General features: G+C 71.8%; 22 protein-coding genes. 5 read left to right on the top strand and 17 right to left on the bottom strand.

Features of this window, described 5'->3' with window-relative positions; translation table 11 throughout:
- Positions 1–34 precede the first annotated feature (34 nt).
- The gene (locus WMF45_RS06190) at positions 35–997 is read right to left on the bottom strand and encodes a phosphoribosylaminoimidazolesuccinocarboxamide synthase (protein ID WP_437716021.1); all 963 of its coding nucleotides are present in this window, start codon (positions 995–997) and stop codon (positions 35–37) included.
- A 128-nt stretch (positions 998–1,125) separates the two neighbouring features.
- Here WMF45_RS06190 and mdh point away from each other — a divergent pair, with 128 nt between their 5' ends.
- On the top strand, positions 1,126–2,067 hold the full coding sequence (mdh, locus tag WMF45_RS06185) for a malate dehydrogenase (RefSeq protein ID WP_437716020.1): 942 nt from the start codon (positions 1,126–1,128) through the stop codon (positions 2,065–2,067).
- A 130-nt stretch (positions 2,068–2,197) separates the two neighbouring features.
- On the opposite strand, the gene WMF45_RS06180 is transcribed toward mdh, so the two are convergent.
- Positions 2,198–3,373 (bottom strand): hypothetical protein, encoded by a 1,176-nt coding sequence (locus WMF45_RS06180; RefSeq protein WP_437716019.1) that lies wholly within the window; start codon positions 3,371–3,373, stop codon positions 2,198–2,200.
- Between the two features lie 302 nt (positions 3,374–3,675).
- Here WMF45_RS06180 and WMF45_RS06175 point away from each other — a divergent pair, with 302 nt between their 5' ends.
- A complete protein-coding gene (locus WMF45_RS06175; protein WP_437716018.1) occupies positions 3,676–4,149 on the top strand; it encodes an N-acetyltransferase family protein in 474 nt (157 codons plus the stop codon).
- 52 nt (positions 4,150–4,201) lie between these two features.
- Here the strand turns inward: WMF45_RS06175 and WMF45_RS06170 are convergent, their stop codons facing one another.
- The 5 genes from WMF45_RS06170 to WMF45_RS06150 all read right to left on the bottom strand — a co-directional run bounded on the left by WMF45_RS06170 (position 4,202) and on the right by WMF45_RS06150 (position 7,385).
- Positions 4,202–4,672, bottom strand: coding sequence for an NUDIX domain-containing protein (locus WMF45_RS06170; protein ID WP_437716017.1), 471 nt, complete (start codon positions 4,670–4,672; stop codon positions 4,202–4,204).
- A gap of 59 nt (positions 4,673–4,731) precedes the next feature.
- Positions 4,732–5,694 (bottom strand): HTTM domain-containing protein, encoded by a 963-nt coding sequence (locus WMF45_RS06165; protein ID WP_437716016.1) that lies wholly within the window; start codon positions 5,692–5,694, stop codon positions 4,732–4,734.
- On the bottom strand, positions 5,691–6,239 hold the full coding sequence (locus WMF45_RS06160; RefSeq protein ID WP_437716015.1) for a hypothetical protein: 549 nt from the start codon (positions 6,237–6,239) through the stop codon (positions 5,691–5,693). The genes WMF45_RS06165 and WMF45_RS06160 overlap by 4 nt, the downstream gene beginning before the upstream one ends.
- Before the next feature lie 46 nt (positions 6,240–6,285).
- Positions 6,286–6,603 (bottom strand): hypothetical protein, encoded by a 318-nt coding sequence (locus WMF45_RS06155; RefSeq protein ID WP_437716014.1) that lies wholly within the window; start codon positions 6,601–6,603, stop codon positions 6,286–6,288.
- 215 nt (positions 6,604–6,818) lie between these two features.
- Positions 6,819–7,385 carry a Uma2 family endonuclease gene (locus WMF45_RS06150; protein WP_437716013.1) on the bottom strand — a complete coding sequence of 189 codons (567 nt, stop codon included), beginning with the start codon at positions 7,383–7,385 and terminating at the stop codon, positions 6,819–6,821.
- A gap of 102 nt (positions 7,386–7,487) precedes the next feature.
- On the opposite strand from WMF45_RS06150, the gene gpmI reads away from it, so the two are divergent.
- Positions 7,488–9,119, top strand: a complete 1,632-nt coding sequence (gpmI, locus tag WMF45_RS06145) for a 2,3-bisphosphoglycerate-independent phosphoglycerate mutase (RefSeq protein ID WP_437716012.1) — start codon at positions 7,488–7,490, stop codon at positions 9,117–9,119.
- Positions 9,120–10,613, top strand: a complete 1,494-nt coding sequence (locus tag WMF45_RS06140; protein WP_437716011.1) for a serine/threonine protein kinase — start codon at positions 9,120–9,122, stop codon at positions 10,611–10,613.
- 48 nt (positions 10,614–10,661) lie between these two features.
- Here the strand turns inward: WMF45_RS06140 and WMF45_RS06135 are convergent, their stop codons facing one another.
- The 8 genes from WMF45_RS06135 to WMF45_RS06100 all read right to left on the bottom strand — a co-directional run bounded on the left by WMF45_RS06135 (position 10,662) and on the right by WMF45_RS06100 (position 19,557).
- On the bottom strand, positions 10,662–11,177 hold the full coding sequence (locus tag WMF45_RS06135; RefSeq protein WP_437716010.1) for a YkgJ family cysteine cluster protein: 516 nt from the start codon (positions 11,175–11,177) through the stop codon (positions 10,662–10,664).
- Positions 11,129–12,145, bottom strand: coding sequence for a peptidylprolyl isomerase (locus WMF45_RS06130; RefSeq protein WP_437716009.1), 1,017 nt, complete (start codon positions 12,143–12,145; stop codon positions 11,129–11,131). Before WMF45_RS06130 ends, WMF45_RS06135 begins: the two co-directional genes overlap by 49 nt.
- A gap of 73 nt (positions 12,146–12,218) precedes the next feature.
- The gene (locus tag WMF45_RS06125; protein WP_437716008.1) at positions 12,219–12,971 is read right to left on the bottom strand and encodes a ribonuclease HI; all 753 of its coding nucleotides are present in this window, start codon (positions 12,969–12,971) and stop codon (positions 12,219–12,221) included.
- A 167-nt stretch (positions 12,972–13,138) separates the two neighbouring features.
- Complete coding sequence (locus tag WMF45_RS06120; RefSeq protein WP_437716007.1) at positions 13,139–15,241, bottom strand: DUF4215 domain-containing protein; 2,103 nt, start codon at positions 15,239–15,241, stop codon at positions 13,139–13,141.
- 146 nt (positions 15,242–15,387) lie between these two features.
- On the bottom strand, positions 15,388–16,497 hold the full coding sequence (locus WMF45_RS06115; protein WP_437716006.1) for a glycosyltransferase family 4 protein: 1,110 nt from the start codon (positions 16,495–16,497) through the stop codon (positions 15,388–15,390).
- 4 nt (positions 16,498–16,501) lie between these two features.
- On the bottom strand, positions 16,502–17,530 hold the full coding sequence (locus WMF45_RS06110) for an NAD-dependent epimerase/dehydratase family protein (RefSeq protein WP_437716005.1): 1,029 nt from the start codon (positions 17,528–17,530) through the stop codon (positions 16,502–16,504).
- A 99-nt stretch (positions 17,531–17,629) separates the two neighbouring features.
- Positions 17,630–18,859, bottom strand: a complete 1,230-nt coding sequence (locus tag WMF45_RS06105) for a glycosyltransferase family 4 protein (RefSeq protein ID WP_437716004.1) — start codon at positions 18,857–18,859, stop codon at positions 17,630–17,632.
- A gap of 263 nt (positions 18,860–19,122) precedes the next feature.
- Positions 19,123–19,557 carry a hypothetical protein gene (locus tag WMF45_RS06100; RefSeq protein WP_437716003.1) on the bottom strand — a complete coding sequence of 145 codons (435 nt, stop codon included), beginning with the start codon at positions 19,555–19,557 and terminating at the stop codon, positions 19,123–19,125.
- 307 nt (positions 19,558–19,864) lie between these two features.
- On the opposite strand from WMF45_RS06100, the gene WMF45_RS06095 reads away from it, so the two are divergent.
- Positions 19,865–20,332, top strand: coding sequence for a hypothetical protein (locus WMF45_RS06095; RefSeq protein ID WP_437716002.1), 468 nt, complete (start codon positions 19,865–19,867; stop codon positions 20,330–20,332).
- Between the two features lie 51 nt (positions 20,333–20,383).
- Here the strand turns inward: WMF45_RS06095 and WMF45_RS06090 are convergent, their stop codons facing one another.
- On the bottom strand, positions 20,384–21,022 hold the full coding sequence (locus tag WMF45_RS06090) for a lysophospholipid acyltransferase family protein (protein ID WP_437716001.1): 639 nt from the start codon (positions 21,020–21,022) through the stop codon (positions 20,384–20,386).
- Between the two features lie 132 nt (positions 21,023–21,154).
- On the bottom strand, positions 21,155–22,603 hold the full coding sequence (locus tag WMF45_RS06085) for a GuaB1 family IMP dehydrogenase-related protein (RefSeq protein WP_437716000.1): 1,449 nt from the start codon (positions 22,601–22,603) through the stop codon (positions 21,155–21,157).
- Positions 22,604–22,637 lie beyond the last annotated feature (34 nt).

The following is a 22,637-nucleotide window of genomic DNA, read 5'->3' as shown; positions in this document are numbered from 1 at the left end:
CCCGCGGCGATTCATGGGCGCGGCCGCGCCCGCCTCACACCCCCAGGTTGCGCGGGATGCGCACCGCCGGGTCCTCGAGGTCGGGGACGAACGCCGCCCCGGTGATCCGCTCGAACGCCTCGATGTAGCGGCGGGACGCCTCGATCCGGACCTCGTCCGGGATCGAGGGGATCGGCCCGTCGCCCTGGAAGCCGCGCGCGGCGAGCCAGCGGCGCACGTACTCCTTGTCGAACGACTCCGGGTCCTCGCCGGCCGCGAAGCGCTCGCCGTAGGACGAGGCGAACCAGAAGCGGGACGAGTCGGGGGTGTGGATCTCGTCGATGACGACGATGTTGCCGTCCCGGTCCTTGCCGAACTCGTACTTGGTGTCGACGAGGATGAGCCCCTGCTCCGCGCACGCGCGGGCGCCGTGCTCGAAGAGCGCGAGGGCCATCTCGGCGGCGGCGTCGAAGTCGCGCGCGTCGATCGTGCCGAGGGCGAGGATCTCCTCGCGCGAGGCGGAGAGATCGTGCCCGCCCTTCGGCGCCTTGGTGCTCGGCGTCAGGATGGGCCGCGGCAGGCGCTCGTTCTTGCGGAGGCCCTCGGGGAGCCGGTGGCCGCAGAAGACGCGCTCGCCGCGCGCGTAGTGCGTCCAGATGCTGGTCGAGGTCACGCCCGTCACGTAGGCGCGCACGACCATCTCGACCGGCAGGGGCGTGCACTCGATCGCCTCGAGGACGTTCGGGTCGGGCTGGGAGATCATGTGGTTCGGCGCGACGCTCCGCGTGCGCTCGAACCAGAAGGCGGACAGGCGGTTCAGCACCTGGCCCTTCAGCGGGAGCGTGCCGAGCACGCGATCGAAGGCGCTGATGCGGTCGGTGACGACGAGCAGGCGGCGGCCGTCCGGCGTCGTGTAGCAGTCCCGCACCTTGCCCTCGTAGCGGGCGAAGGGGCCCGCGAGCGAGGTGCGTTCGAGCACCCTGCCGAGCGCGGTGCGCAGATCGTCCTCGGTGACCATGGGGCGCGGCTTACCCGGGCTCGCGGGCCGAGTCGACAGGTTTCGAAGGCGCCGGCCGAGTTCCCTCCCCCGCGCCCGCCCTGGAGCCCCGTTGGTCTCCGGCCGGGGGGGTGGTAATAGGGCCGCCCATGGCAAACCGAAGAAAGATCGCCCTAATCGGCGCCGGCAACATCGGCGGGGAGCTCGCGGCCCTCATCGCGCGCAAGGAGCTCGGGGACGTCGTGCTGTTCGACATCCCCCAGAAGACGGACTTCGCGAAAGGCAAGGCGCTCGACCTCGAGCAGAACGGCGCCGTGCTGGGCTACGACGCCTCGATCAAGGGCACCTCGAGCTGGGCCGACTGTGCAGGGGCCGACGTCCTCATCGTCACGGCCGGCATCCCGCGCAAGCCGGGCCAGAGCCGTGACGACCTTGTCGCGACGAACCTGCCGATCATCCGCAGCGTGGCGGACGGCGCGAAGGAGCACTGCCCGAACGCGCTGGTGATCGTCATCTCGAACCCGATCGACGCCATGGTCTACGAGTTCAAGCGCCGCACCGGCTTCCCGCGCGAGCGCGTGCTCGGCATGGCGGGCGTGCTCGACAGCGCGCGCTTCCAGCTGTTCCTGGCGCGCGAGGCGAACGTGTCCGTGAAGGACGTGCGCGCGATGGTCCTCGGCGGCCACGGCGATGACATGGTGCCCATCCCGTCGGCGTGCACGATCAACGGCGTGCGCGCGACCGAGCTCATCAGCAAGGAGAAGCTCGACGCGCTCATCGCGAGGACCCGCAAGGGCGGCGGCGAGATCGTCCAGCTCATGGGGACGAGCGCCTACTACGCGCCCGCCTCGAGCGCCGTCGCGATGGCCGAGAGCTACCTGCTCGACCAGAAGCGGCTGCTCCCCGTCGCGGCCTACCTGGACGGCGAGTACGGCTACAAGGACATCTTCATGGGCGTGCCGGTCATCCTCGGCGGCAAGGGCATCGAGAAGATCGTCGAGCTGCCGCTGAGCGCAGAAGAGAAGGAGATGCTCGCGAAGAGCGCGAAGAGCGTGCAGGGCATCACCGACGTGGTGAAGGCCGCGAGCTAGCGCCGGTCGCGCGGCGCGCCGCGCGTCACGAAGAGCACGCGCGCCGCGCGTCAGGAGCGAAACGCGCTCCAGGAGCGGGAGGGAGAGGAGAGGGCGAAGGGCTCTCCCTCTCCCTCGGCGCTTCAGCGGTTCACATCGCGCCGCCGTAGAGGCCATCCAGCACGGCCGTCAGCTCGCGCCGGGAATCGCGGGCGAGCTCGCCTGCGCTCGCGCCCCCCGCCGGCATCTCGGTGGCCACGTCGCCGTCCCCTGCAGCGATGTCGCTGATGCGCTGGCAGATCAGGTTCATCATCTGCCAGCCCTCGGTGAGCGCGCCCCGCAGCGGGCCGAGGTCCAGGCCGGGGAAGCCCTTCAGAAGGCTGTGCCCGAGCTTGAAGTGCTCGGCGTCCACCTCGGCGTGCGTCGCGAAGTAGTCCGAGTCGGGGAAGATCTGCTGGGCCGCCGTGAGGAGGATGTCGGCGCAGCGCTCGATGACGAAGTGGACGAGGACCGTCCGCTCCTCGGTGGACGCCGAGCCCATCCGCTCGATGAACCAGGACGACGCCGCGGCGATGCCGCGGTCCCAGGACGGCGAGCTCCGCGGGTCGTGCATCCTGGAGAGCCTCCGGTTGTGCCCGACCTCGTCGGCGAGGTGGCGCTCGGCGATCGCGATGGCCCCGGGGTGCGACTCGAAGACGACCCTGGCGCACAGGACCTTCTGGAACGCGTTCGACCAGATCTGGAGCGCCCCGAGCATCCGCCGCTTCACGTCGTCCCGGAGGGCGCGCTCGGACCGGATGAGCTGCATCAAGGGGCTGCCCGCGAACTCCCGCGCGTGGACCTCGTTCTCCTCGACGAGGAGATCCACTGGGGACACGGCCCGATCCGGGGACGCCTCGTCCGCGCTGTCCTCCCGCCCGAGCGCCGCGCACAGACACGGCGTGTCCCAGCGAGGCTCGCTCTCGTCGAGCTCCTCGAGATGGATGGATATCGCGGAGAGCCCGTCCGGCGCGCCGCCCACGAGCCCCTGCAGCCCGCCGGGAGGGACCATCACGACGTCTCCCGCCTGGACGCGGCAGGGCGAGTCCCCGATGACCTCGCCCGAGCCGTCGGTGACGACGATCATGCCTTTGCCGAGGAGCGCACGAGGCCTGAGCGGCTGACCTTCGAGGAGGTGTACCCATCTCAAGGACAGGTGGCAGACTTCGGGCAGGTAAGCCGAGAGCTCCGAATATTTCCGGAGTTCCTTGAACAGCCCCAGCAGGGTGCGCTCATCCGCCTTGAGAGACTCGATCGCGAGGATGTCGGCTGTGTTGACTACGCGCATCTACACGGTCCTCCGGGTCGACATGATGGTGCGTCGACTCTGCACGGCTTGATCGCCTGTGTCTAGATCACACTCGGGCATGAAGGCGAATCGCACGGACCTAAAAAGGAAGGACTCCCGCGGTTCTTTTCATTCACGCTTCCCGCTCCCTGCGCCGCTGCTTCTCAGCATCTCTATTTTTCTGCTCGTCTGTTTATCTGCCCCTCTGCTCCCCTGCCCCGCTCCTGCCGTGATTCCGTGATTCCGTTCCGTGATTCCGTGATTCCGTGCGAGACCGCCATGGGTTGTGGCAGGATGCGTGCATGAGCCAGCCGCAGCTCGTACCCGCCATCCGCCGCGCCGCCGAGGCGGACCTGCCGGCGATCGTCCATCTCTTCTCGATCCCGGACGAGGGCAACGCGAAGACGGACCACCCCGGCCCGCCGCTCGATCCGCGCTACCGCGAGGCGCTCGACGCCATCGCGGAAGATCCGAACAACGCGCTGCTCGTGGCGGAGGTCGAGGGGCGCGTCGCCGGCGCGTTCCACCTGACCATCATCCAGTACGTGGCGAACCGGGGAGCACGGGTGGCGCAGATCGAGAACGTCATCGTGGACCCGAGCCTGCGGGGCCGCGGGGTCGGCGAGGCGATGATGCGATGGGCCATCGACGAGGCGCGGCGGCGGGGGTGTTTCCGGGTGCAGCTCACCTCGAACAAGGCGCGGCTGCGCGCGCACCGCTTCTACGAGCGGCTCGGCTTCGTGGCGAGCCACGAGGGGATGAAGCTGAAGCTGTAGACACGAGCAGCCGCGCGGCCAGCGGGATCGCCGCGGCGCGGGAGGCGCCGCCTCAGCGGCCGCTCACGAGGAGCGGCTCCCCCTCGGCCCCGAGCAGCGACAGCGGGAAGACCTGCGCTCCGGCCAGCACGTCGCGGCAATAGAGCTCCACGTCGGGGCCGCGCAGCGGCAAGGCCGCGAGCTCGTCCAGCGTGACCCAGCGCGCCTCGAGCGAGTGCTCGTCCGGCTGGCTCTTCGGGGGCGTGGCGTCCCGAGGGCGCGCGAGGAAGATCACCCGGAAGCGCGCCTGCCAGGGGCTCGGGCTGTGCTCGATGCGCAGGATGCCCTCCAGCTCCACCGGGACGCCCGTCTCCTCCAGCGCCTCGCGCCGCGCCCCCTCCGCGAACGTCTCCCCGGGCTCGACGCGGCCTGCCGGCAGATACCAGCGCTGGTCGTGCTTGCGCTCGTGCACGAGGAGGAAGCGGTTCCGTTGCCTCACCAGCACCACAGCGATGCACCAGGTCGGGATGGCCGTGCGCGACATGATCGAACCTGCGACAGCTTATCCGGGGGCGCGGTTCGCCAGAAGGGGGGACGCGAGGATCACCCCGGCGCCGCGCCAGCCGGAGCCGCAGGCCCGGGGGGCTCGCTCGGCACCGCGAACGCGGCGATGGTGAGCGCCGCCATGAGGGCGCCGAACACGACGAGCCCCATGAACAAGGCGATCCCGGCGTGCAGCGCCACGGTGGCGACGACCCAGGGCAGCCGCGTGCGGCGCGGCCAGATCAGGAAGCCATAGCCGATCTCCACGAGCAGCACCGTCCACCCGGCGACCGCCGCGAGCCAGGGGGCGTCGGCGAGCCACGAGAGGTCGAACTGCCGGTATTCGGGCAACATGACAGAACGCCAGATCGCCTCGCCGTCCCACCACGACTCGCCCGCTGCCTTTCCCAGCCCGCTGACGAGGTAGGCGAACGAGAGGTGCAGCTGCACAACGCGCAACCCGAGCCGGGCTGCCGGCGTGGGCCCTCCCCGCGCGCGCCCGAGCCGGCGATCCATGGAGAAGGCGGCCTGCGAGGGCATCCAGAGGAGATAGAAGAGAAAGATGCTGGCGAAGCTGTCCACGCCATAGACGGTGGAGCTCGCGGTCGTCACCAGCATCAGGTGGGTGAGCCACGCCAGGAAGGCCGCGGCCCTCGTGCACCAACCGACCAGGAGCGCGGCGAGGGCAACAACGTAGATCACCCCCGTGCCCAGGATGACCGGATCCTCCCCGATCCCGAGCGGTGCAAGGAGCTCCACCGCCCAGCCGATGCGCGGAAGATCGGTCCTCGCGAACAGATCGCGCAGAGGCCCCTGGAGGATCCCGGACCGGCCGTAGAGCTCGAAGAGCGCGGGCGCGACGAGCGCCGCTTGGAGCAAGAGCACGGCCGCGAGCCCGATGCGGAGGGCCGCGAGCGGCGCCGCCGAGGCCGGCGCCAGCGCGAAGCGCTCGATCGCGCCGAGGACGCGCGCGGGCTCGCCGCCTGCGGCCGCCCCGCGGACGCCGATCGAAGGGTCCTTCACCGCGCACCCCCGCTCGCCTCCGGAGAGGCCCGGAGCTTCGAGCGGGTCATGAACTTCGCCTCGTACTGCATGTTCCAGCTGGACCGCTTCCCCTCCCGGTACTCCCGCATCGTCGGCAGATCGCACGTCTCCAGTCGGACGAGGATGCTCTGGGCCGCGGGGTGTCTCGCCAGCACCTTGCCCGCCCACGAGGCGGCGATCGAGCGCTGGATCGTCGGATCCTCCACGCTCAAGAAAGGCGTGATGAGGTTCAGGATCCGGATCTCCGTCTCGCGGCTGGCGCCCGACTCGAGGGCGTCGGTGAGGGTCGCGCCGCCGGCACCCGAGACGTGAAAGCTGGCCCTGGGCAGCGGGGTGATGCTGTCCGCGAAGAAGGCATAGCCGCTCTCGGCCCCGGAGAGCGCGCCGTAAACCGCGAGCGCCCGCGCAGGCCAGCCGTCTCCCTCGGGATGGATCTGGAGAGCCCCCATGACGACGAGGCCCAGATGGCCCGCGACGGCGACCAGGGCTGCGGCGTGACTCCGGCTGTTCCGCTTTCCCTCCATGCAGCTCCCTCCGGGTGTGCCCGCCTGCGAGCGCCCGCGAGTCACGTCACCGCCAGTGCCCGTACCAGAGACCATGCCAGTGACCGTGCCAATGACCATGCCAGTACCCATGCCAGGGCCTGTACCAGTGACCATGCCAGTACCCATGCCAGGGCCTGTACCAGTGACCATGCCAGGACGCGTACCAGGGCCGCTGGCGTGCAGGACGAGCGCTGGGTGCATCGGCGGCGATGGGAGCTCGTGTCTCCGCGATGAGGACGAGCTCCTCGACGGGCGTCGTGGGTGCGGCCGAGGCGAGCTGCGCTCCCCCGAGGCATGCGAGCGGCGCGGCCAGCATGCCGATGATGATGTTGATGCGCTTCATGTTCATCCCCCCGTGCGGCGGCTGCTCATGACGAGCGCCGAACATGGACGAGTGTCCTCAACACCCATGCAAGCCGCACGCCCTGGGTGCATCCGGCGGATGGTCGTCGCTTCCCCGATCTCGGGGTGACAATCACGATAAAGCGGAGCTCACGCACCTCGCCCGGCGCGCGGCTCGACGCCGACCGGCGACGGCAGATCCTGCGCTATTCCTGCCTATTCCTGCCAGAGAACGCCGAGCTCGATCTCCACGGCGTCGAACGGCGCCGCGCGCACGGTGACGTCACCCTCCCACGCGCCCGCGCGCACGAACCGCCCGCCGTCGATGCGGAAGACCTCCAGGAGCCGGAGCCGCGGGTCGATCAGCCAGTAATGCGCCACGAGCTCGCGCGCGTAGATCTCCATCTTGTCGCGGCGATCGAGCGCCTCGGTGGACGGCGAGATCACCTCGCACACCCAGTCGGGCGCGAGGAAGATCGCCGCGTTCCGCATCGGGATCTGCGGCATCCGGTCGCGGCGCCACGCCGCGATGTCAGGGATCACGATGTCCGGATCGGTGCCGAGGTGCAGCTCGGGCTCGACCAGCAGCGCCCACCGGCCAGGCCCCTTGATGCCCCGACGAAATGGCAGGTACAGCTCGCCCGCGAGCACCGACGTCACGTTGCGGGAGGACACGGAGGGCCGCGGCGTCGCGTGGAGGACGCCGTTCAGGACCTCCGCCACCTGATTCGGCGGCGTGTCAAGCACATCCTGGTACGTGGCGCGACGGGCGCAGTCAGACATGGTCGGATGTTAGCATGCACGCCGCGCGCGGCGGCTCGCCCGGCGAAAATCCGTGAGCAGCCCCCCTCCGATCGCCGCAGGTTCGTTGTAGATTCCGCCGCCATGAGCGAAGCAGCCCCCTCCCCCACGCAACGCCCCCGTCCGCTCGTCCTCTGCATCCTCGATGGATTCGGCGAGCGCGAAGAAAAGGACCAGAACGCGATCGCCCTCGCCGCGATGCCGAACCTCGACGCGATCAAGCGCGACTCCGAGAAGACGCTGATCGGGACGAGCGGCCCGGACGTCGGGCTCCCGGTGGGGCAGATGGGCAACAGCGAGGTCGGCCACCTGAACTTCGGCGCGGGGAGGATCGCGCTGATGGACATCTCGCGCATCGACGTCGCGATCGCCGAGAACAAGCTCGGCTCGAACGAGATCATCGACCGGACGTTCCGGATCGCGCAGGACCGCAAGTGCCGGGTGCACCTCTTCGGGCTCGTCTCCGACGGCGGCGTCCACTCGTCGCTCGACCACTTCCTCGCGCTGATCAAGCTCGCGAAGTTCCACGAGGTGCCCCTCGTCCTGCACGCGTTCCTCGACGGCCGCGACACGCCGCCGAAGAGCGCGTGGGGCTACGTCGAGAAGATCGAGGAGGCGCTCCAGGGCATCGGCGTCATCGGCACCATCTCGGGCCGGTACTACGCCATGGACCGCGACAAGCGCTGGGACCGCGTCATGAAGGCCTACACCGCCATCGTGCGCGGCGACGCGCCGCGGGCCGACACGGCGTTCGACGCGATCCAGCAGTCGTACGCGGCCGGGAAGACGGACGAGTTCGTCGAGCCCATCCGCATCGGCGACTACAGCGGCATCAAGGGCGACTTCGTGGCCGACTTCGCCTCGCAGGAGGCCCGCTGGGAGTGGCAGGGCGAGGAGGTCGGCCTCTCCGTCAACTTCAGGCCCGACCGGATGCGCGAGATCTCGGCGATGCTCACGCGGCGGAACCTGCCGGACGAGGTGCTGGAGCTCCTCTCGGACCGGGGCAAGCCGGTCTTCGCCTTCCAGGAGCACTGTTACAGCGGCATGACCGAGTACGACGCGGCGCTGAAGCTGCCGGTCGCGTTCCCGAAGGACGAGGTGACCGAGTCGTTCCCCGAGATGATCGCCCGCGCCGGGCTCACGCAGCTCCGGTGCGCGGAGACCGAGAAGTACGCGCACGTGACGTACTTCTTCAACGGCGGCCGCGAGGAGACGTTCCCGGGCGAGGACAGGAAGCTCGTGCCCTCGCCGCGCGACGTCGCCACCTACGACAAGAAGCCGGAGATGAGCGCGGCGGGCGTCGCGAACGAGGTCGTGGCCGCGATCAAGAGCGGCAAATACGACTTCATCCTTGTGAACTTCGCGAACCCGGACATGGTCGGGCACACCGGCATCCTCGAGGCCGCCATCCATGCCAACGAGGCGGTCGACAAGGGGCTCGGCGCCATCGGGGACGCCGTGCGAGAGGCCGGCGGCGCGCTGATCATCACCGCGGACCACGGCAACTGCGAGCAGATGAAGGACGAGCACGGCAACCCGCACACCGCCCACACGCTCAACCCGGTGCCGCTCTACTACCTGAACAAGAACGACCCCGGCATCGTGCTCCGGTCCGGCGGCCGCATCTGCGACGTGGCGCCGACGATGCTCGAGATCCTCGGCCTCCCGCAGCCCGCGGCGATGACGGGGCGCACGCTCCGCGTCCGACAGCGGTAAGTGGGCGCCGACCAGAGGCAGCTCGGCCCGTACATCCTGCGCGAGGCCGTCTCGTCGCGGGCGCTCACCGTGACGTACCGGGCCGAGCACGCGGGGCTCGGCCGGGCGGCGCTGATCAAGACGCTCAAGCCCACGGTGTCGGCCGCGAGCGCGTTCGCGGCCGGCCTCGAGCGCGAGGCGAAGATCCTCGCGCGCATCCGGCACCCCAACATCATCGATATCCACGACTTCCAGCGCGACGAGGACCGGATATGGCTCGTGCTGGAGCCGCTCTCGGGGCCGACGCTCGCGGCCCTGTGCGCGCGCGCTGGCCGCCTCGAGGAGGGCTCGGCGGCGGCCATCGCGCTGGAGATCGCGCGCGGCCTCGGGCATGCGCACGAGCGGGGCGTCGTGCACCGCGAGCTGCGCCCCGAGCGCGTCATCGTCACGCCCGCGGGCGGCGTGAAGATCCTGGAGTTCGCGGCGGCGTCCGACGGCCGGCAGCCCTCGCTGCCAGAGCCGTTCGAGGGCAGCGACACGTTCGCGCGGCCCGACTACATGGCGCCGGAGCAGATCCTCGGGGCGGAGCCCGGGCCTCAGGCGGACGTGTTCACGCTCGGCGTGGTGCTGTTCGAGATGCTCACCGGCGTGCGCCCGTTCGACGAGCCGAAGGCGGGGCCGGAGGATGTAAATCGTACGTCGAACCACGCGTCGAACCGCGCGTCGAACCGCGCGTCGAACCGCGCGTCGGGCGCGCCCGGCGCGCCGCGCGAGCGCGACGAGGACCGGTGGGCCGAGGGCAGGGCCGTCGCGCACCGGATCCGCAACGCGCCGCCGCAGCCGCTGCGGGAGCTCGTGCCCGACGTGTCGCGCGGCCTGGAGCGCGTGGTGCTCCGGTGCCTCGAGAAAGAGCCGGAGCAGCGCTACGACAGCGGCCGCGCCGTCGCGGACGCCCTGGCCGAGGAGCTCGCGGAGCGCGGCCATCCGCAGCCGCGCGCGCTCATCACGAGGGCCCTCGCGGCGGCCAAGCTCGGCGGCGACGAGCTGCCGCCCGCGCAGGCGCCCTCCGCGCGCCCCGCCGCCGAGCAGCGCAGCGCGCCGTCGCTCGCGCCCGACGTGGGGCGGCTCGTCGGCATCTTCGCCCTGATCGTCGCGGGCGGCGCGCTCATCGAGCTCAGCCTCCGCCAGCACGACGCCGCGGAGCCGCCCAGCGCCGAGGTCAGGCAGCCCGGCGGGCGCTCGGAGGAGCGCGGCTACCTGAAGGTCCTCGCCAGGCCGTGGGCGGAGGTCGTCATCGATGGGGAGCTCATCGACGTGACGCCGATGGCGCGGGCGATCCCGCTCCAGGCCGGGCGGCACTACGTCACGTTCCGGCACCCGAACGCGCCCGAGGAGAAGCGCACGATCACCGTCTCCGAGGGGCAGACGGTCACGCTCGACGTGAGCATGCGGATCGATCGCAGCGCGATCGACGCGGGCGCGCCGCCGGTTCCGGACAGGGACGCGTCGCCCTGACGGCGGCGCCGGCCGCGCGCGTCGCCCTGACGGCGGCGCCGGCCGCGCCTACACGGCGCCGCCGGCTTCCCCCGCGCCGTTTGCGCCGCAGGTGCCCCCCGCGTCTCCCTCGCCGCTCGCGCCGCCCGCGCGGCGGCGGAGCGCCTCGAGCGCGAGGAGCGGCCGCTCCCGCTTCTCGTGCAGCTCGCCGAGGCACTGGCCGCTGCCGCGCTCGAGCGCGCGGCAGCAGTCGGGGCGCATCTCGTAGATCGAGCACAGGAAGCGGCCGTGCTCCGCGTCCAGCGTGAGCGCGGCGCAGCGGCCGTCCTCGATGCGCATGTAGCAGCGGTTGCCGATGAAGCGCGTGAGCCCCCGCGCGCGATCATCCATGCGATCGTGGTCGCAGCCGAAGACCCGGACGTACTCCGGCAGGGCCGAGAAGCAGCAGGTGCCGCACGCGGTGCACTCGGGGACGACCGCATCTCCCCCGCCGCTCGCGCTGCGCCCCCGCGCCGCGCCCCGCTCGCCCTTGCGCGTCAGAGCCGGACCTCCACGTGTGTCCCGCGCTTCAGGTCGTCGAGCCACTTCTGCTTGGCCTTCGTCATGATCTCCGCCTGCAGCCGCTGGAGGACCTCCGGGCGAGCCGCCTCGAGCGTCGTGAAGCGGGACGGCTGGCGGCTCAGGAGCTTCATGACCACGAACGCGTCACCCGCGCGCATCGGCCCGGCCACGCCGCCCGGCTCGACCGCCATCAGCGCGGCCTCGAGCTCCGGGGCCATCACCTCGCGCTGGCCGGTCGCCGCGGCCTGCGTCCCCTGCGGCGCGCGGACCCCGAGGTCGCCGCCCTCCTCGCGGGTCGCGGTGTCGTCCGAGAACTGCCGCGCGAGCGCCGCGAAATCCTCGCCGCCGCGCGCGCGCTCCGCGAGCGCCGCGGCGAGCGCGCGGCGCTCCTCGACCGCCTCGGCGCTCGATCCGGGCAGGACGCGAAGGACGATCCACGCCGGGTGGTAGTCGCGCCGCCGGCGCTCCTCGCGCACCAGCCGATCGAAGGCCGATCGCACGTCCTGCTCGGTGATGCGCACGCGGCCCTTCACCCGGAGCTGCAGCATCTTGCCCTCGAGGATCTGCCGGCGGATCTCGTCGCGGTACTCCTGCTCGGTGAGCCCCGAGCTCGCCCGCGCCGTCCGGAACAGCTCCTCGACCGTCATCTGCTCCGCGGCCGCGATGTTCCGGAACGCGTTCTCGATCTCCTCGGAGGTCACGCGGACATTGGCCTTCTCGGCGGCCTGGCCCTCGAGCTCCTCGTCCACCATCTTCTGGAGGAGATCGCGGAAGACCTGCGACTCGGCCGCCGCCTGCTGCGCGCCCGGCGGGACCCTGGCCTGGATCTGCAGCAGGAAGGGGCGAGCCCGCTGCCGCAGATCCGAGAGCAGGATGGCGCGATCGCCGACGACGGCGACGATCCGCTCGCTCACGACCGCATGGGCGAGCGGCGAGGCGAAGGCGGCGGCGGCGACGAGCCCGGCGAGGGCGAGGCGGAGCGGGACACGCATCGCGCGCCTCTACCACTGGGCCCCAGGCGGTTCCACGCGTTTCCGGCCCCGCGCGGCCCGGGTTGCCCCGGACTCAGCTGGAGCCGGGGTACACCGTCCGACGGGAGGCGCGCTCGCGGACGGCCTCGCGCGCGAGCGCGTCGGCGCGCTCGTTGAGCAGCACGCCGGCGTGCCCCGGCACATACACGAGGCGCGCGCGCGGCCGCGCGGCGAGCGCGCCGCGCAGCGAGGCGATGAGCTCGGCGTTCGCCTTCGCCTTCCACCCCTTCTGGAGCACGCCGATCGAGTACTGGCTGTCCGTGTGGATGACGATGGGCCGCCCCGGCTCGTCCACCTCCTCGAGCGAGCGGAGGATGGCCGTCAGCTCGGCGATGTTGTTGGTCGCGGTGCCGAGGAACTCGCTGCGCTCGATCCGCCGGCCGCCGTCGATGATCACCACGCCGAGCCCCGCGGGCCCCGGGTTCCCCGAGCACGCGCCGTCCGCGTAGACGATGACAGCGCCTTCCGGGACGGGCGCCGCGCCGGACTCCCCCCGCGCCGGCGCCTTGCGCTGCGCGCGCCCGGCCGGCGCCGGGGCGGCCGCGCCGCCCTCGGGCTGCTCGCCGGCGCGCGCCTTCACGACCGCCTCCGCAGGCCCACAGGTGTCGTCGGGCAACACCTTCGGGTCGACGACGGTCAGGTTGTCGGCGCGCGCCTTGTACCTGCGGCCGTCGTGCGGCTTGTAGCGGATCTCGACGCCGCCGCCCTCCTCCGCGACCAGGGCGCCGGCGGCGTCGGCGCGGGCGTAGACGGTTTGACCTCGAAGCGATGCGCGGACCCAGGGCACGAGCGCACCCTGGCATGGATCGAAGGCCGCCGGTACGGGAGACCACGCCAGGCGAGCCCGGCCGATCGGGCCGGCCGGGCGCGGCCGCGCCTGCCCTCGTCGCAGCCCTCGCGGCGCGCAGGGCGGACAGCGTGGCTGGCGGCGCGCGCGGCCGCGCCGCCCTGCGATCACGGGTCGATGCAGAGCGCGAGGGACCACGCGGTCAGCGTACCGGAGTCGGACCCGGCGTCGTCCCCGACCCGGAGCGTCCACGTGCCGTTCGCCGGCCCCGAGAGGAAGGCCGCGAACGACGACTCCGGGCGGAAGCAGCCGCGGAACGGCGCCATCGCGCCCGTCACCGTGGTCGCGCAGCCCATGTCGAAGACGGTCCTCCGGTAGTTGTCGCCCGAGCCGCCGTTGTCGCTCGACACATCGACCGTCGCGCCAGCCGGAGAGGAGAGCGAGATATCGAGATCTCCGTCGAACGAATGCGCGATGTCGACCTCGAGCGTCACGCGCCGGATCGCTCCCCGCGAGACGACAGGGAGGACGCTGGCAGCAACCGCGCGATCCGTGACGGTCTTGGGGATGTCCGTCGACGACTGCACCCACAGCACCTGCCCGGGCGAGCACGCGCCGACGGCATCTTCGCAGCCGAGCGCGCAGTCCGGGTCGGCGCAGTCCGTCTCGCCGTCGAGGTCATCGTCCGCCGCGTCGCCGCAGTTGCGCTCCTTGGAGTACGTGCACACGCTCGGCGTGCCCCGGCAGGTGTACCGCGCTTCCACGACGCAGCCGGCGCTGCAGCCGTCGCCGCTCGACGTGTTGGCGTCGTCGCAGCCCTCGACGCCGTCCCGCACGAAGCCGTCGCCGCACCTCGCGAGGCGACAGGTGATAGGACAGCCGTCGGCGCTGTCGGCGTCGCCGTCGTCGCACTCCTCGCCGGCCTGGATCGCGCCGTCGCCGCAGCCGTCGAGCAGGCACCCTGGGCTGCACCCGTCGCCCGCGTTCCGGTTGCCGTCGTCACACGCCTCGACGCCGGCGCGGACGAACCCGTCCCCGCACACGGCGCGCGCGCAGCTCGTCGGGCAGGCGTCGGTGTTGTTCGCGTTTCCGTCGTCGCACGCCTCGACGCCGGCGCGGACGAACCCGTCCCCGCACGAGGCGGCGACGCACGTGGTGAGGCAGGCGTCCGTGGTGCTCGTATTGCCGTCATCACACGCCTCGGCGGCGGCGTTGACCACGCCGTCGCCGCAGACCGGCGCGGCGCAGGTGCCTGCCGAGCTGCACACGTGGCTCAGGCAATCGCGCCCGGCGGCGCAGCGCATGCCGGCGGCGCACCCGACGCACGCGGGGCCGCCGCAGTCGATATCGGTCTCTGCCCCGTTCCGGGCGATGTCGGTGCACGACGGGAGGCACGTCGTCCCCGAACAGCGGCCGCCCAGGCAGTCGCCGTCCGCGGCGCACGCCTTGCCGGTGGCGCAAGGCGAGCACGCCGGTCCGCCGCAGTCGACGTCGGTCTCCGCCCCGTTCGTCGCGCCGTCGGCGCACGACGACGCGCGGCAGCTGCCGTCCGCGCAGATCCCGCTCCGGCAGTCCGCGCCGGTGAGGCAATTCTCGAGATCCGCGCACGGCACGCACTCCGAGCCGCCGCAGTCGACGCCGGTCTCGGCGCCGTTCCTCGCGCCATCGCCGCAATCGGGCGCGACACAGCTGTTCTCGACGCAGATGTTGCTCAGGCAATCGCCGGCGACGAGACACTCGACACAAGCGCCGTTCCCATCGCAATAGCGCGCTCCGATCGCGTCGGGTCCCCCGCACTCCGTGGTCGCCGGCGCAGGAAGGTTCTTCGGCGCCCCGGCGACGCACACGTCGGCCGAGCACGGGTCTCCGTCGGAGAAGGCGTCCTGGTCGTCGTCGAGCTCGATCACGGCGCCATGCCCATCGCAAACGCGCGCCTTGCAGTCGCCCAGGACCTGCTCGCCCACGGGCTTTCCCCGCGGCGCGGCGTCGAGAGCGCACCGGCCGCCTTCGCAGGTGCGCAGCTGACAGGCGCCGTCGACCCCGGGGCAGTCCGCGGCCGTGACGCAAGGCGCTCCGTCCCCGCCGCCCCCGCCGTCCTCGCCGCTCCCGCCGTCCTCGCCGCTCCCGCCGCTCCCGCCGTCGCCGGCCTCCGGCTCCGGCGCCTGCCGGGGACGAGCGCAGTCGACCGCGGTCAAAACAGCAGCGATGACGAGCGGCGACAGAACCTTCGTGAACGGAGCGCTTCTGAAGAGGTCCGCTCGCACTGACACCTCGATTCCTCGGCTTCTGGCGGGAACGGCGGCGTCCCTTCAAGGCTCGATCCGAGCCTGACGGACGCGCAGGCGGTCGATCACCGGCGCACTAGACTGATATGGAATCGAGAGGACGCCAGCAGCCAAACGGATCGGGAGAGCCCCTATTGCCACGCGAGCTGCGCATACAGCGCGGCGTACTCCGCCATGATCGCCCTGCTCGCATAGCGGCGCACGGCGCGCCGGCGCGCGGCCTCGCCGAGCTGCGCCCGCAGGAAAGGGTCGTCGCGCAGGGAGCGGAGCGCGCCCCGCAGCGCGTCCTCGTCTCTCGGCGCCACCAGGAGCGCCACCCGACCGCCCTCGCCCTGGATCACCTCCGGCACCGCGCCGACCGGCGTGACGACGCAGGGCAGGCCGCTGGCCATCGCCTCCAGCAACGCGTTGGGCAGCCCCTCGCCATGGCTCGGTAGGCAGAAGACGTCGGCGTCGCGGTAGACAGCGGGCATCGCGTCTTCGGGCACCTCGCCGAGCAAGCTCAGGCGGCCTTGCCGATCGAGCTCCGCGAGCGCCTCGTCGAGGCGGCGGGACGGGCCGGCAGCGCCGCCTGCGTCGCGAGGCCCCGCCAGCGCGAGGGTCAGGCCCTCGACCGCCAGCACGGCCCGCGCGAGCTCCAGGACCCCCTTCTGCGGCGTGATGAGCCCGGCGAAGAGCACCCGCAGCGGCTGGCCGGGCGAGCGCGGCGCGGCGTCGGGGTGGAAGACATCGGCGTCGACCGGGTTGGCGATCCGGAGGACGCGGCCCCCTGGAACCAAGGCCTGCACGTAACACCGCAGCTCCTCCGAGAGCGTGATGACGGCCGCGGCGCGGCCCAGCACGGCGCGCACGGCCTGCCGAGCCGGCCGCGGCAGGGCCCGATGCCAGGCGATGATCTGCGGCGACAGGCGCAGGTGGAGCACGGCCGGCACCCCCGCGCGACGACACAGCTCCACCGCGAGGCCGTCGCGCGCGGTCGCCCAGAACAGCGTGGTGCACAGATGAACGACATCCGGCCGGCGTCGCGCGAGCAGCCGGTGAAGCGCAGCCAGCGCTTCGCCCGCGCGGACCACGCGCGCGGGGCGAAGCCTGCTCGTCGGATCGATCGAGGCGCCTCGGGGCGAGGTGTCGATGACGTCCGCCTCGATGCCCGCCGCTGCCGCGGCGTCGAGGTAGTTCCGCATCCACCGCGTGATTCCGCCGGCGGGCGGTGGGAGGGGGCCCCAGAGCGCGACGCGCATGTCCCTAGAAGCGCGCCTCGGCCTCGATCTGGGCCCAGCGCTCGCGGAACCACGCCACGGTGCGCGCGAGCCCCTCGCGCAGGCCCGTCTGCGCCTCGAAGCCGAGGACGCGACGGGCCTTGTCGGTGGACGCGACACGACGGCGCTGCGTATCCCACGCCCGGCGCCCGACGAACCGGACGCCGGCGCGGTTGCCCGTCATTTCGTTGATGGCTTTCGCGACGTCGAGGATGGCGATCTCCTCGCCCGACGCCAGGTTGAACGCCTCGCCCGACGCGGCCGCCGCGGTGCCCGCCCGGAGAAATCCATCGACGATGTCACCCACGTAGGTGAACGAGCGGGTCTCCTCTCCCGTCCCGGTGATCGGCAGCGGCTCGCCGCGCAGGGCCCAGTAGACGAAGTTGGGGATCACATTGCGGTATCGGCCAGGGACCTCGCCCGGACCATACGAGTTGAAGGGGCGGATCCGCACGGTGCTCAGCCCGTCGTGGCCGGCCGGATGAGCGCAAAAATAATTGCAATAGAGCTCGCCGAGCAGCTTGGTGGCCTGATAAGGCGTGTGGACATCGAGCGCGAGGTGATCCTCGTGGACGGGCCGCGGGGGGTCGCTGCCGTAGGGCGCGCACCCGGACGAGGCGAAGACGACGCGCTGCGCCCCGCTGCGCCGCGCGTGCTGCAGCACCCGCAATGTGCCGAGGCCGTTGACCTCGAGATCGCGCTCCGGGTTGTCCACCGAGTTCTGGTTCGCGAACAGCGCGGCGAGGTGGAAGACATGCGACGGCCGCTCCCGGAACACCGCCGCGAGCACGCCGTCATCAACGACGCTCCCCTCCACGAAGCGCACGTTGCGCCGCGCCGGGACGCCCCAGCGGGAAGAGGAGGAGAGGTCGTCCACCACGATCACCTCCGCGCCCGCGTCGGCCAGCGCCGCCGTGAGCGAGCCGCCGATCGCGCCCGCACCCCCGGTCACGAGGATCCGCCGGTCCTTGTAATTCTGCATGATGCCCACCGCTGTGCCTGTCGTCTCGCCCATGGAACGATGCCCACCGCAATGCGCCGGTGCATTGCGTCCTTCGGTACCCCTCAGCCCACGCCGGCGCGCCAGCTCACGAAAAAAGGCGCGCCGGCTTCTTCACGACGGTGCTTCACCCGCTGCGCGCGCGAAGATCTCCTCATAACGACGCACGAGCGGCTCGCGCGTGAACCAGCGAAGGAAATAGAGCCGGCCGGCCTCCCCCATCGCGCGCCGCGCCTCCGGCGTCATGCCGTGAAACCGCCGCACGGCGTCCGCGAGCGCCGCCGGGTCCTCGGGCTCGCAGGCGAGCCCCGCCCCGCTGCTCCGCACCAGATCGGCTGGATCCCCGCCCGCCGCGACGAGCACCGGCCTGGCCGCGGCCATGTAGGCCGGGATCTTCGAGGGGATCGTGATCTCGAAGCGCGGATCGCGCCGGAGGTGCGAGAGCGCCACATCGGCCAGCGCGAAGAAATGCGGCATGCGCTCGTGCGGTTGCTGGCCGATGAAGACGACGTTCGAGAGGGCCCGCGCCTCAGCTTCGCGCCGGAGCCTGAGGGCGTCGTTCCCGTCCCCGACCATGACGAACCGCACGTCGGTGAGGTCGCGCAGCCGATCGGCCGCGTCGAGCACGCTGGAGAGGGCCTGGGCAGGGCCCATGTTGCCGGCGAAGAGCACGACGAACCGCCCTGACAACCCGTGCTCCGCTGCGAGCTGCGGGTCGGGCTCCACGGGCCTGTAGATCCGATCGTCGGCCCAGTTCGGGATCAGGTGCACCTTGTCCGTGGAGACGCCTTTGCGGGAGAGCTCGCGCTCGAGCCCCGGGCTGATGACGGTGATCGCCGCCGCGCGCCGGAAGAGGGCGCGGTTCACGCGATCGATGCCAGCGAACACGAGCCTGTTGTCGAGCATGCCCGAGGCCGCCGCGGTCTCGGGCCACAGGTCCTGGACCTCATAGACCCACGGTATCCGGCGGAGCGCGGCGAGCCAGGAGGCGGCGATGGCGTGGCTCGGTGGGGGGTTATGGACCCAGGCGACGTCCGCCGGCCCGGAGAGGGCAGCCCCGAGCAGCGCTGTCGAGGCGGCGAAGCTCGCGTAGTTGAGCGTCCGCCGCGCCCGCGATCGGCTGTGATCAGGGTAGCTCGGGAGGCGTATCACCCTGGCGCCGCTCGCGTGCTCCACGTCCCAGAGGCGCTGTCGGTACCCTGGATACGTGCGGCCATGCGGGTAGTTCGGGAACGCGGTCACCACCGTCACCTGATGCCCGCGCTCGGCCAGCGCCTCTGCGAGCAGATGGGGGCGCGCGACCGGCTCGGGGTGATACCATTGCGACAGGAGGAGAATCTTCACTCACCGCGCTTTGATGCACCGGCGCTCGCGGACATTCACGCGATGCACGGTGGACGGCGCCGAGCTGTCGCCGCCGGGTCCGACGGGCGGCGCTCGCCTCCATCGGACGGGCGACGATCACGCCTCGACAGCATCACGAGGGGCGGGGGGCGTCACGGTGATGCCGCCGGCGCCCCGGATCGCGCCAGGCGGCTGCGACTCGCCCGCCGGGAGCGGCTCGAGCAGCGCTGCAAAGATGCACCCCCGGCGGAGCCGCCGTCTCGTCAGTACTCGACGTCCTGCTTGAAGATGATCTCCGAGGACGGCGACCCGGGATTGGCGGCCTTCTCGAGGCTGATGACGAGCTCGAACCGGGTGAGCGGCACGCTCACGTCCTTGAGCTTGCCGGTGCGGGCATCGGGGTCGAAGGTGAGCGCGCCGATCCGCTGCCAGGGCGAGTCGCGGTCCGGGCGCGCCCAGACGACGTAGGCGGTGCCGCTCGAGTCGAGGCGGTCGGGCGGCGCCAGGTCCTTCGCGTTGATGTCGAGGCGGGTCATGGCCGCGTCGAAATTGACGTCGGCGATGATCACGGCGTCCGCGCCCAGCGCCTTCCCCATGCCCTGCGGCGTGTAGCGCAGCGGGCCGCCGCAGCCCGCCATCAGCGCGCACGCAAACGCCACGACAGCGAGCCGCAGCACCCTGGAAACATGTCCTCTCATCTCGGTAGCTCCTCCTTCGTCCCTCTGCTGCGGGCGAAGACGCCTCGCGAGCCGCCAGCACCGGCCGGCGGCCGAAACAGCCGCGGCATCATAGCCGCTTTCGGCCGCGCCGACGGCGCTCGACGCAGCAGCAGGCGGCATGGCCCGCCGGACGTGCTCGACGCGCCGAAAACCCCGCCGCCTCGCGCCCCCGGCCGGCGAGGCGCCGTCCGCGAGCGCAGCGCACGCCCCCGGCGTCGGGGAACGGCGCGGATCGGACGGATCGCGTGGCGGAGCGCCGTCCATCGACTAAAGTCTCGAAATCGAGATGGATTTGGCACACACACGGCTCGGAGCTCGGGGCGATCGCTGGTCGACCGGGCGGGGAGTCCTCGATGTCCGAACGCCGGCGTCCGACGTCGTGACGAGGCGCCTCGAGGGGTACGCGTCGCTCGATCTCATCGAGCCGGCGATCAGGCACCTGGAGACCCTCGTCGAGGCGGGCGTGCACCCGGTCTTGTTCGACGATTTCGAGCTCGGCACCGGCTATGACAGCGACGTCCGGGCCAGGCTCACGGCGTGGCACCTGCGGAACCCCGGCAAGCTGAAGGAGGTCCATATCCTCGTGCGGCCGGGGCTCGTCGCCATGGGCGTCACGGTCGCCAACCTCGCCACGGGCGGCCGCTTCAACGTGTACACCGACCGCTCTGCGTTCGAGTGGGCGCTCGCGGGCGTGCTGACGTCGAGGATCACGTCGGGGCCCGCCTCGTCGGTGCGCGCGCCGTCCCCGCGCTGACGAGCGCCCCCGGCCGCGCGGGTAGGCGGCTCGCGCGCCCTCGACCCGAGCTCAGGGGTGCTGCACGGCCCCGTTCGCCGGAGCGGCCCTGGCGCCGAGCGTGATCTCGCTCATCCGCTCCGGGTGCTTCCCTTCGATGCCCTCGTAGTGATGGCGGATCGCCGCCATGTCGGCCTCGATGTCGCCCGTCGGGTGGAACACGTGGAGGATCCCGCCCCGCTTCCGGGGGAAGTCGAGGTATCCGAGGAGGATCGGGACGCCTGCGCCGAGCGCGACGTAGTAGAAGCCCGTCTTCCAGCGCTTCGTGCGCGAGCGCGTGCCCTCGGGCGCGATGACCAGGATGAGCTCGTCGCGCTCCTTCAGCACGTCGACCACGGCCGCGACGAGGTTGTTCCGGTCGCGGCGGTCGACGGGGACGCCGCCGAGCCACTTGAAAAAGAAGCCGAACGGCGGCTCGAAGAGGGTGTGCTTGCCGAGCCAGGAGAACTCGAGGTCGAGCACGTAGCTGACCGCGAGCGTGAACGGGAAATCCCAGTTCGAGGTGTGGGGCGCCGCGATGATCACCGCCTTCGACGGGAGCTCCGTCATGCCCTCCACACGCCAGCCGAACACGGACAACCAGGTGCGACCGACGAACCGGCGGATGGCGCGGCGCGCGGCGGAAAAACGTGGAGCGGGTGCGTTCGGCATGGAGGACCTCGACGGTAAGCAGCCGGAGGTTCGTCGCTGCCCGGGTGGAAGTCACGTCACCTTTCCGTCATCCCGCGCTCGCTCAACCAACCAACGCCGCTCGCTCAACGCCGCTCGATCAACGCCGCTCGATCAACGCCGTTCGATTCCGTGCGGCTTGCCCTCGCCGTAGCCCGCCAGCGTCTGCACCCCGATGACGGCCTTGTCGTGGAGCTCGTCGAGGTTCGCCGCGCCGGCGTAGGTGCACGCCGACTGCACGCCGGTGATCATCTCGATCAGGATGGCGCCGACGCTCTCGCGCCCGTCGTGGATGTAGATGCGGGACGTCGAGATGCCCTCGCGGAAGAAGGCCTTCTTGGCGCGCTCGAACGCGTCGAGATCCGCGGTGCGCTCGCTGACCGCGCGGGCGCTCGCCATGCCGTAGTTCTCCTTGTAGAGCAGCCCGTCGCGGTCCTCCATGACGTCGCCCGGGCTCTCGTACGTGCCGGCGAGCGTCGTCCCGACCATGACGCGCGAGGCGCCGGCGGCGAGGTAGAGCGCCACGTCGCGCGGGTGACGGACGCCGCCGTCAGCCCAGACGCGCTTGCCGTGGCGGCGCGCCTCGCGGGCGCACGCGAGCACCGAGGAGAACGTCGGGCGGCCGGCGCCGGTCTGCATGCGCGTCGTGCACATCGCGCCGGGGCCGACGTTCACCTTCACGATGCCGGCGCCCGCCTCGATGAGGGCCCGCGTGCCCTCCGCCGTGCAGACGTTGCCGGCCACGAGCGGGACGGCGTCGCCGACGGCGCCCCGCACGGCGCGGATCGCCTCGATCATCCGGCGCTGGTGGCCGTGCGCGGTGTCGAGCACGATCGCGGACACGCCGATCTCGAGCAGGCGCGCGGCGCTCTGGGCCGCCTGCGCGGAGATCCCGATCGCCGCCGCGACCATGAGCTCGCCGCCGCCGTCGAGCGTCGGCTTGAGCAGCTCGAGCCGCACGGCGTCGTCGCGGGTCAGCACGCCGTGGAGCCGCCCGTCCCCGTCGAGCACGGGGACGGCCTTCACGCGGGCGTCCTCCATCAGCAGGAAGGCCGTCCGGTTCGGCGTGCCGGCCGGGATGGTGATGAGGCGCGACGACATGAGCGCGGACGCGGGCGTGTACTGGTCCCGGTCGCGCAGGTCGGCGTGGGTGACGATGCCGATCGGCCGCCGCTCGTCGTCGACCACGACCACCATGTCGTGCGATCGCTTGCGGATGATGCCGTGCACGTCGCGGAGCGTCGCCCGCGGGGAGACCGAGAGGGGCGTGTCGTAGCGCGGGTCGGCGCGCTTGATGTGGCCGACGATGCGCTCGACCGTGTCGAGATCCATGTCCTGCGGGAGCACGCCGAGGCCGCCGAAGCGGGCCATCGTCTCCGCCATCCGCTTGCCGGTGACCGCGTTCATGTTCGCCGAGACGATCGGGTGCGAGCCGCCAGGGAAGTCCGCCGGGCGCAGGTCGGTCTCGAGGCGGGAGCCGCCGGCGAAGTACCCGGGGGTCAGGAACACGTCTTCGAGGGCGAGCTCCAGGCTCTCGTCATGCTCGGGGTGGAGAAAGCGCATGCACAGCTCCGAGGAAGGGGGATGGCGCCGCGAA

It is taken from the genome of Sorangium sp. So ce448, from assembly GCF_051520915.1.
Lineage (GTDB): Bacteria > Myxococcota_A > Polyangia > Polyangiales > Polyangiaceae > Sorangium > Sorangium cellulosum_B.
This window is presented reverse-complemented; position numbering and strand designations above follow the sequence as displayed.

Coding starts and splice junctions, on each gene's coding strand:
- WMF45_RS06190 (WP_437716021.1), bottom strand. CDS start 997: ATGGTCACCGAGGACGATCTGCGCACCGCGCTCGGCAGGGTGCTCGAA.
- mdh (WP_437716020.1), top strand. CDS start 1,126: ATGGCAAACCGAAGAAAGATCGCCCTAATCGGCGCCGGCAACATCGGC.
- WMF45_RS06180 (WP_437716019.1), bottom strand. CDS start 3,373: ATGCGCGTAGTCAACACAGCCGACATCCTCGCGATCGAGTCTCTCAAG.
- WMF45_RS06175 (WP_437716018.1), top strand. CDS start 3,676: ATGAGCCAGCCGCAGCTCGTACCCGCCATCCGCCGCGCCGCCGAGGCG.
- WMF45_RS06170 (WP_437716017.1), bottom strand. CDS start 4,672: ATGTCGCGCACGGCCATCCCGACCTGGTGCATCGCTGTGGTGCTGGTG.
- WMF45_RS06160 (WP_437716015.1), bottom strand. CDS start 6,239: ATGGAGGGAAAGCGGAACAGCCGGAGTCACGCCGCAGCCCTGGTCGCC.
- WMF45_RS06155 (WP_437716014.1), bottom strand. CDS start 6,603: ATGAAGCGCATCAACATCATCATCGGCATGCTGGCCGCGCCGCTCGCA.
- WMF45_RS06150 (WP_437716013.1), bottom strand. CDS start 7,385: ATGTCTGACTGCGCCCGTCGCGCCACGTACCAGGATGTGCTTGACACG.
- gpmI (WP_437716012.1), top strand. CDS start 7,488: ATGAGCGAAGCAGCCCCCTCCCCCACGCAACGCCCCCGTCCGCTCGTC.
- WMF45_RS06130 (WP_437716009.1), bottom strand. CDS start 12,145: ATGCGTGTCCCGCTCCGCCTCGCCCTCGCCGGGCTCGTCGCCGCCGCC.
- WMF45_RS06115 (WP_437716006.1), bottom strand. CDS start 16,497: ATGCGCGTCGCGCTCTGGGGCCCCCTCCCACCGCCCGCCGGCGGAATC.
- WMF45_RS06110 (WP_437716005.1), bottom strand. CDS start 17,530: ATGGGCGAGACGACAGGCACAGCGGTGGGCATCATGCAGAATTACAAG.
- WMF45_RS06100 (WP_437716003.1), bottom strand. CDS start 19,557: ATGAGAGGACATGTTTCCAGGGTGCTGCGGCTCGCTGTCGTGGCGTTT.
- WMF45_RS06095 (WP_437716002.1), top strand. CDS start 19,865: ATGGATTTGGCACACACACGGCTCGGAGCTCGGGGCGATCGCTGGTCG.
- WMF45_RS06090 (WP_437716001.1), bottom strand. CDS start 21,022: ATGCCGAACGCACCCGCTCCACGTTTTTCCGCCGCGCGCCGCGCCATC.
- WMF45_RS06085 (WP_437716000.1), bottom strand. CDS start 22,603: ATGCGCTTTCTCCACCCCGAGCATGACGAGAGCCTGGAGCTCGCCCTC.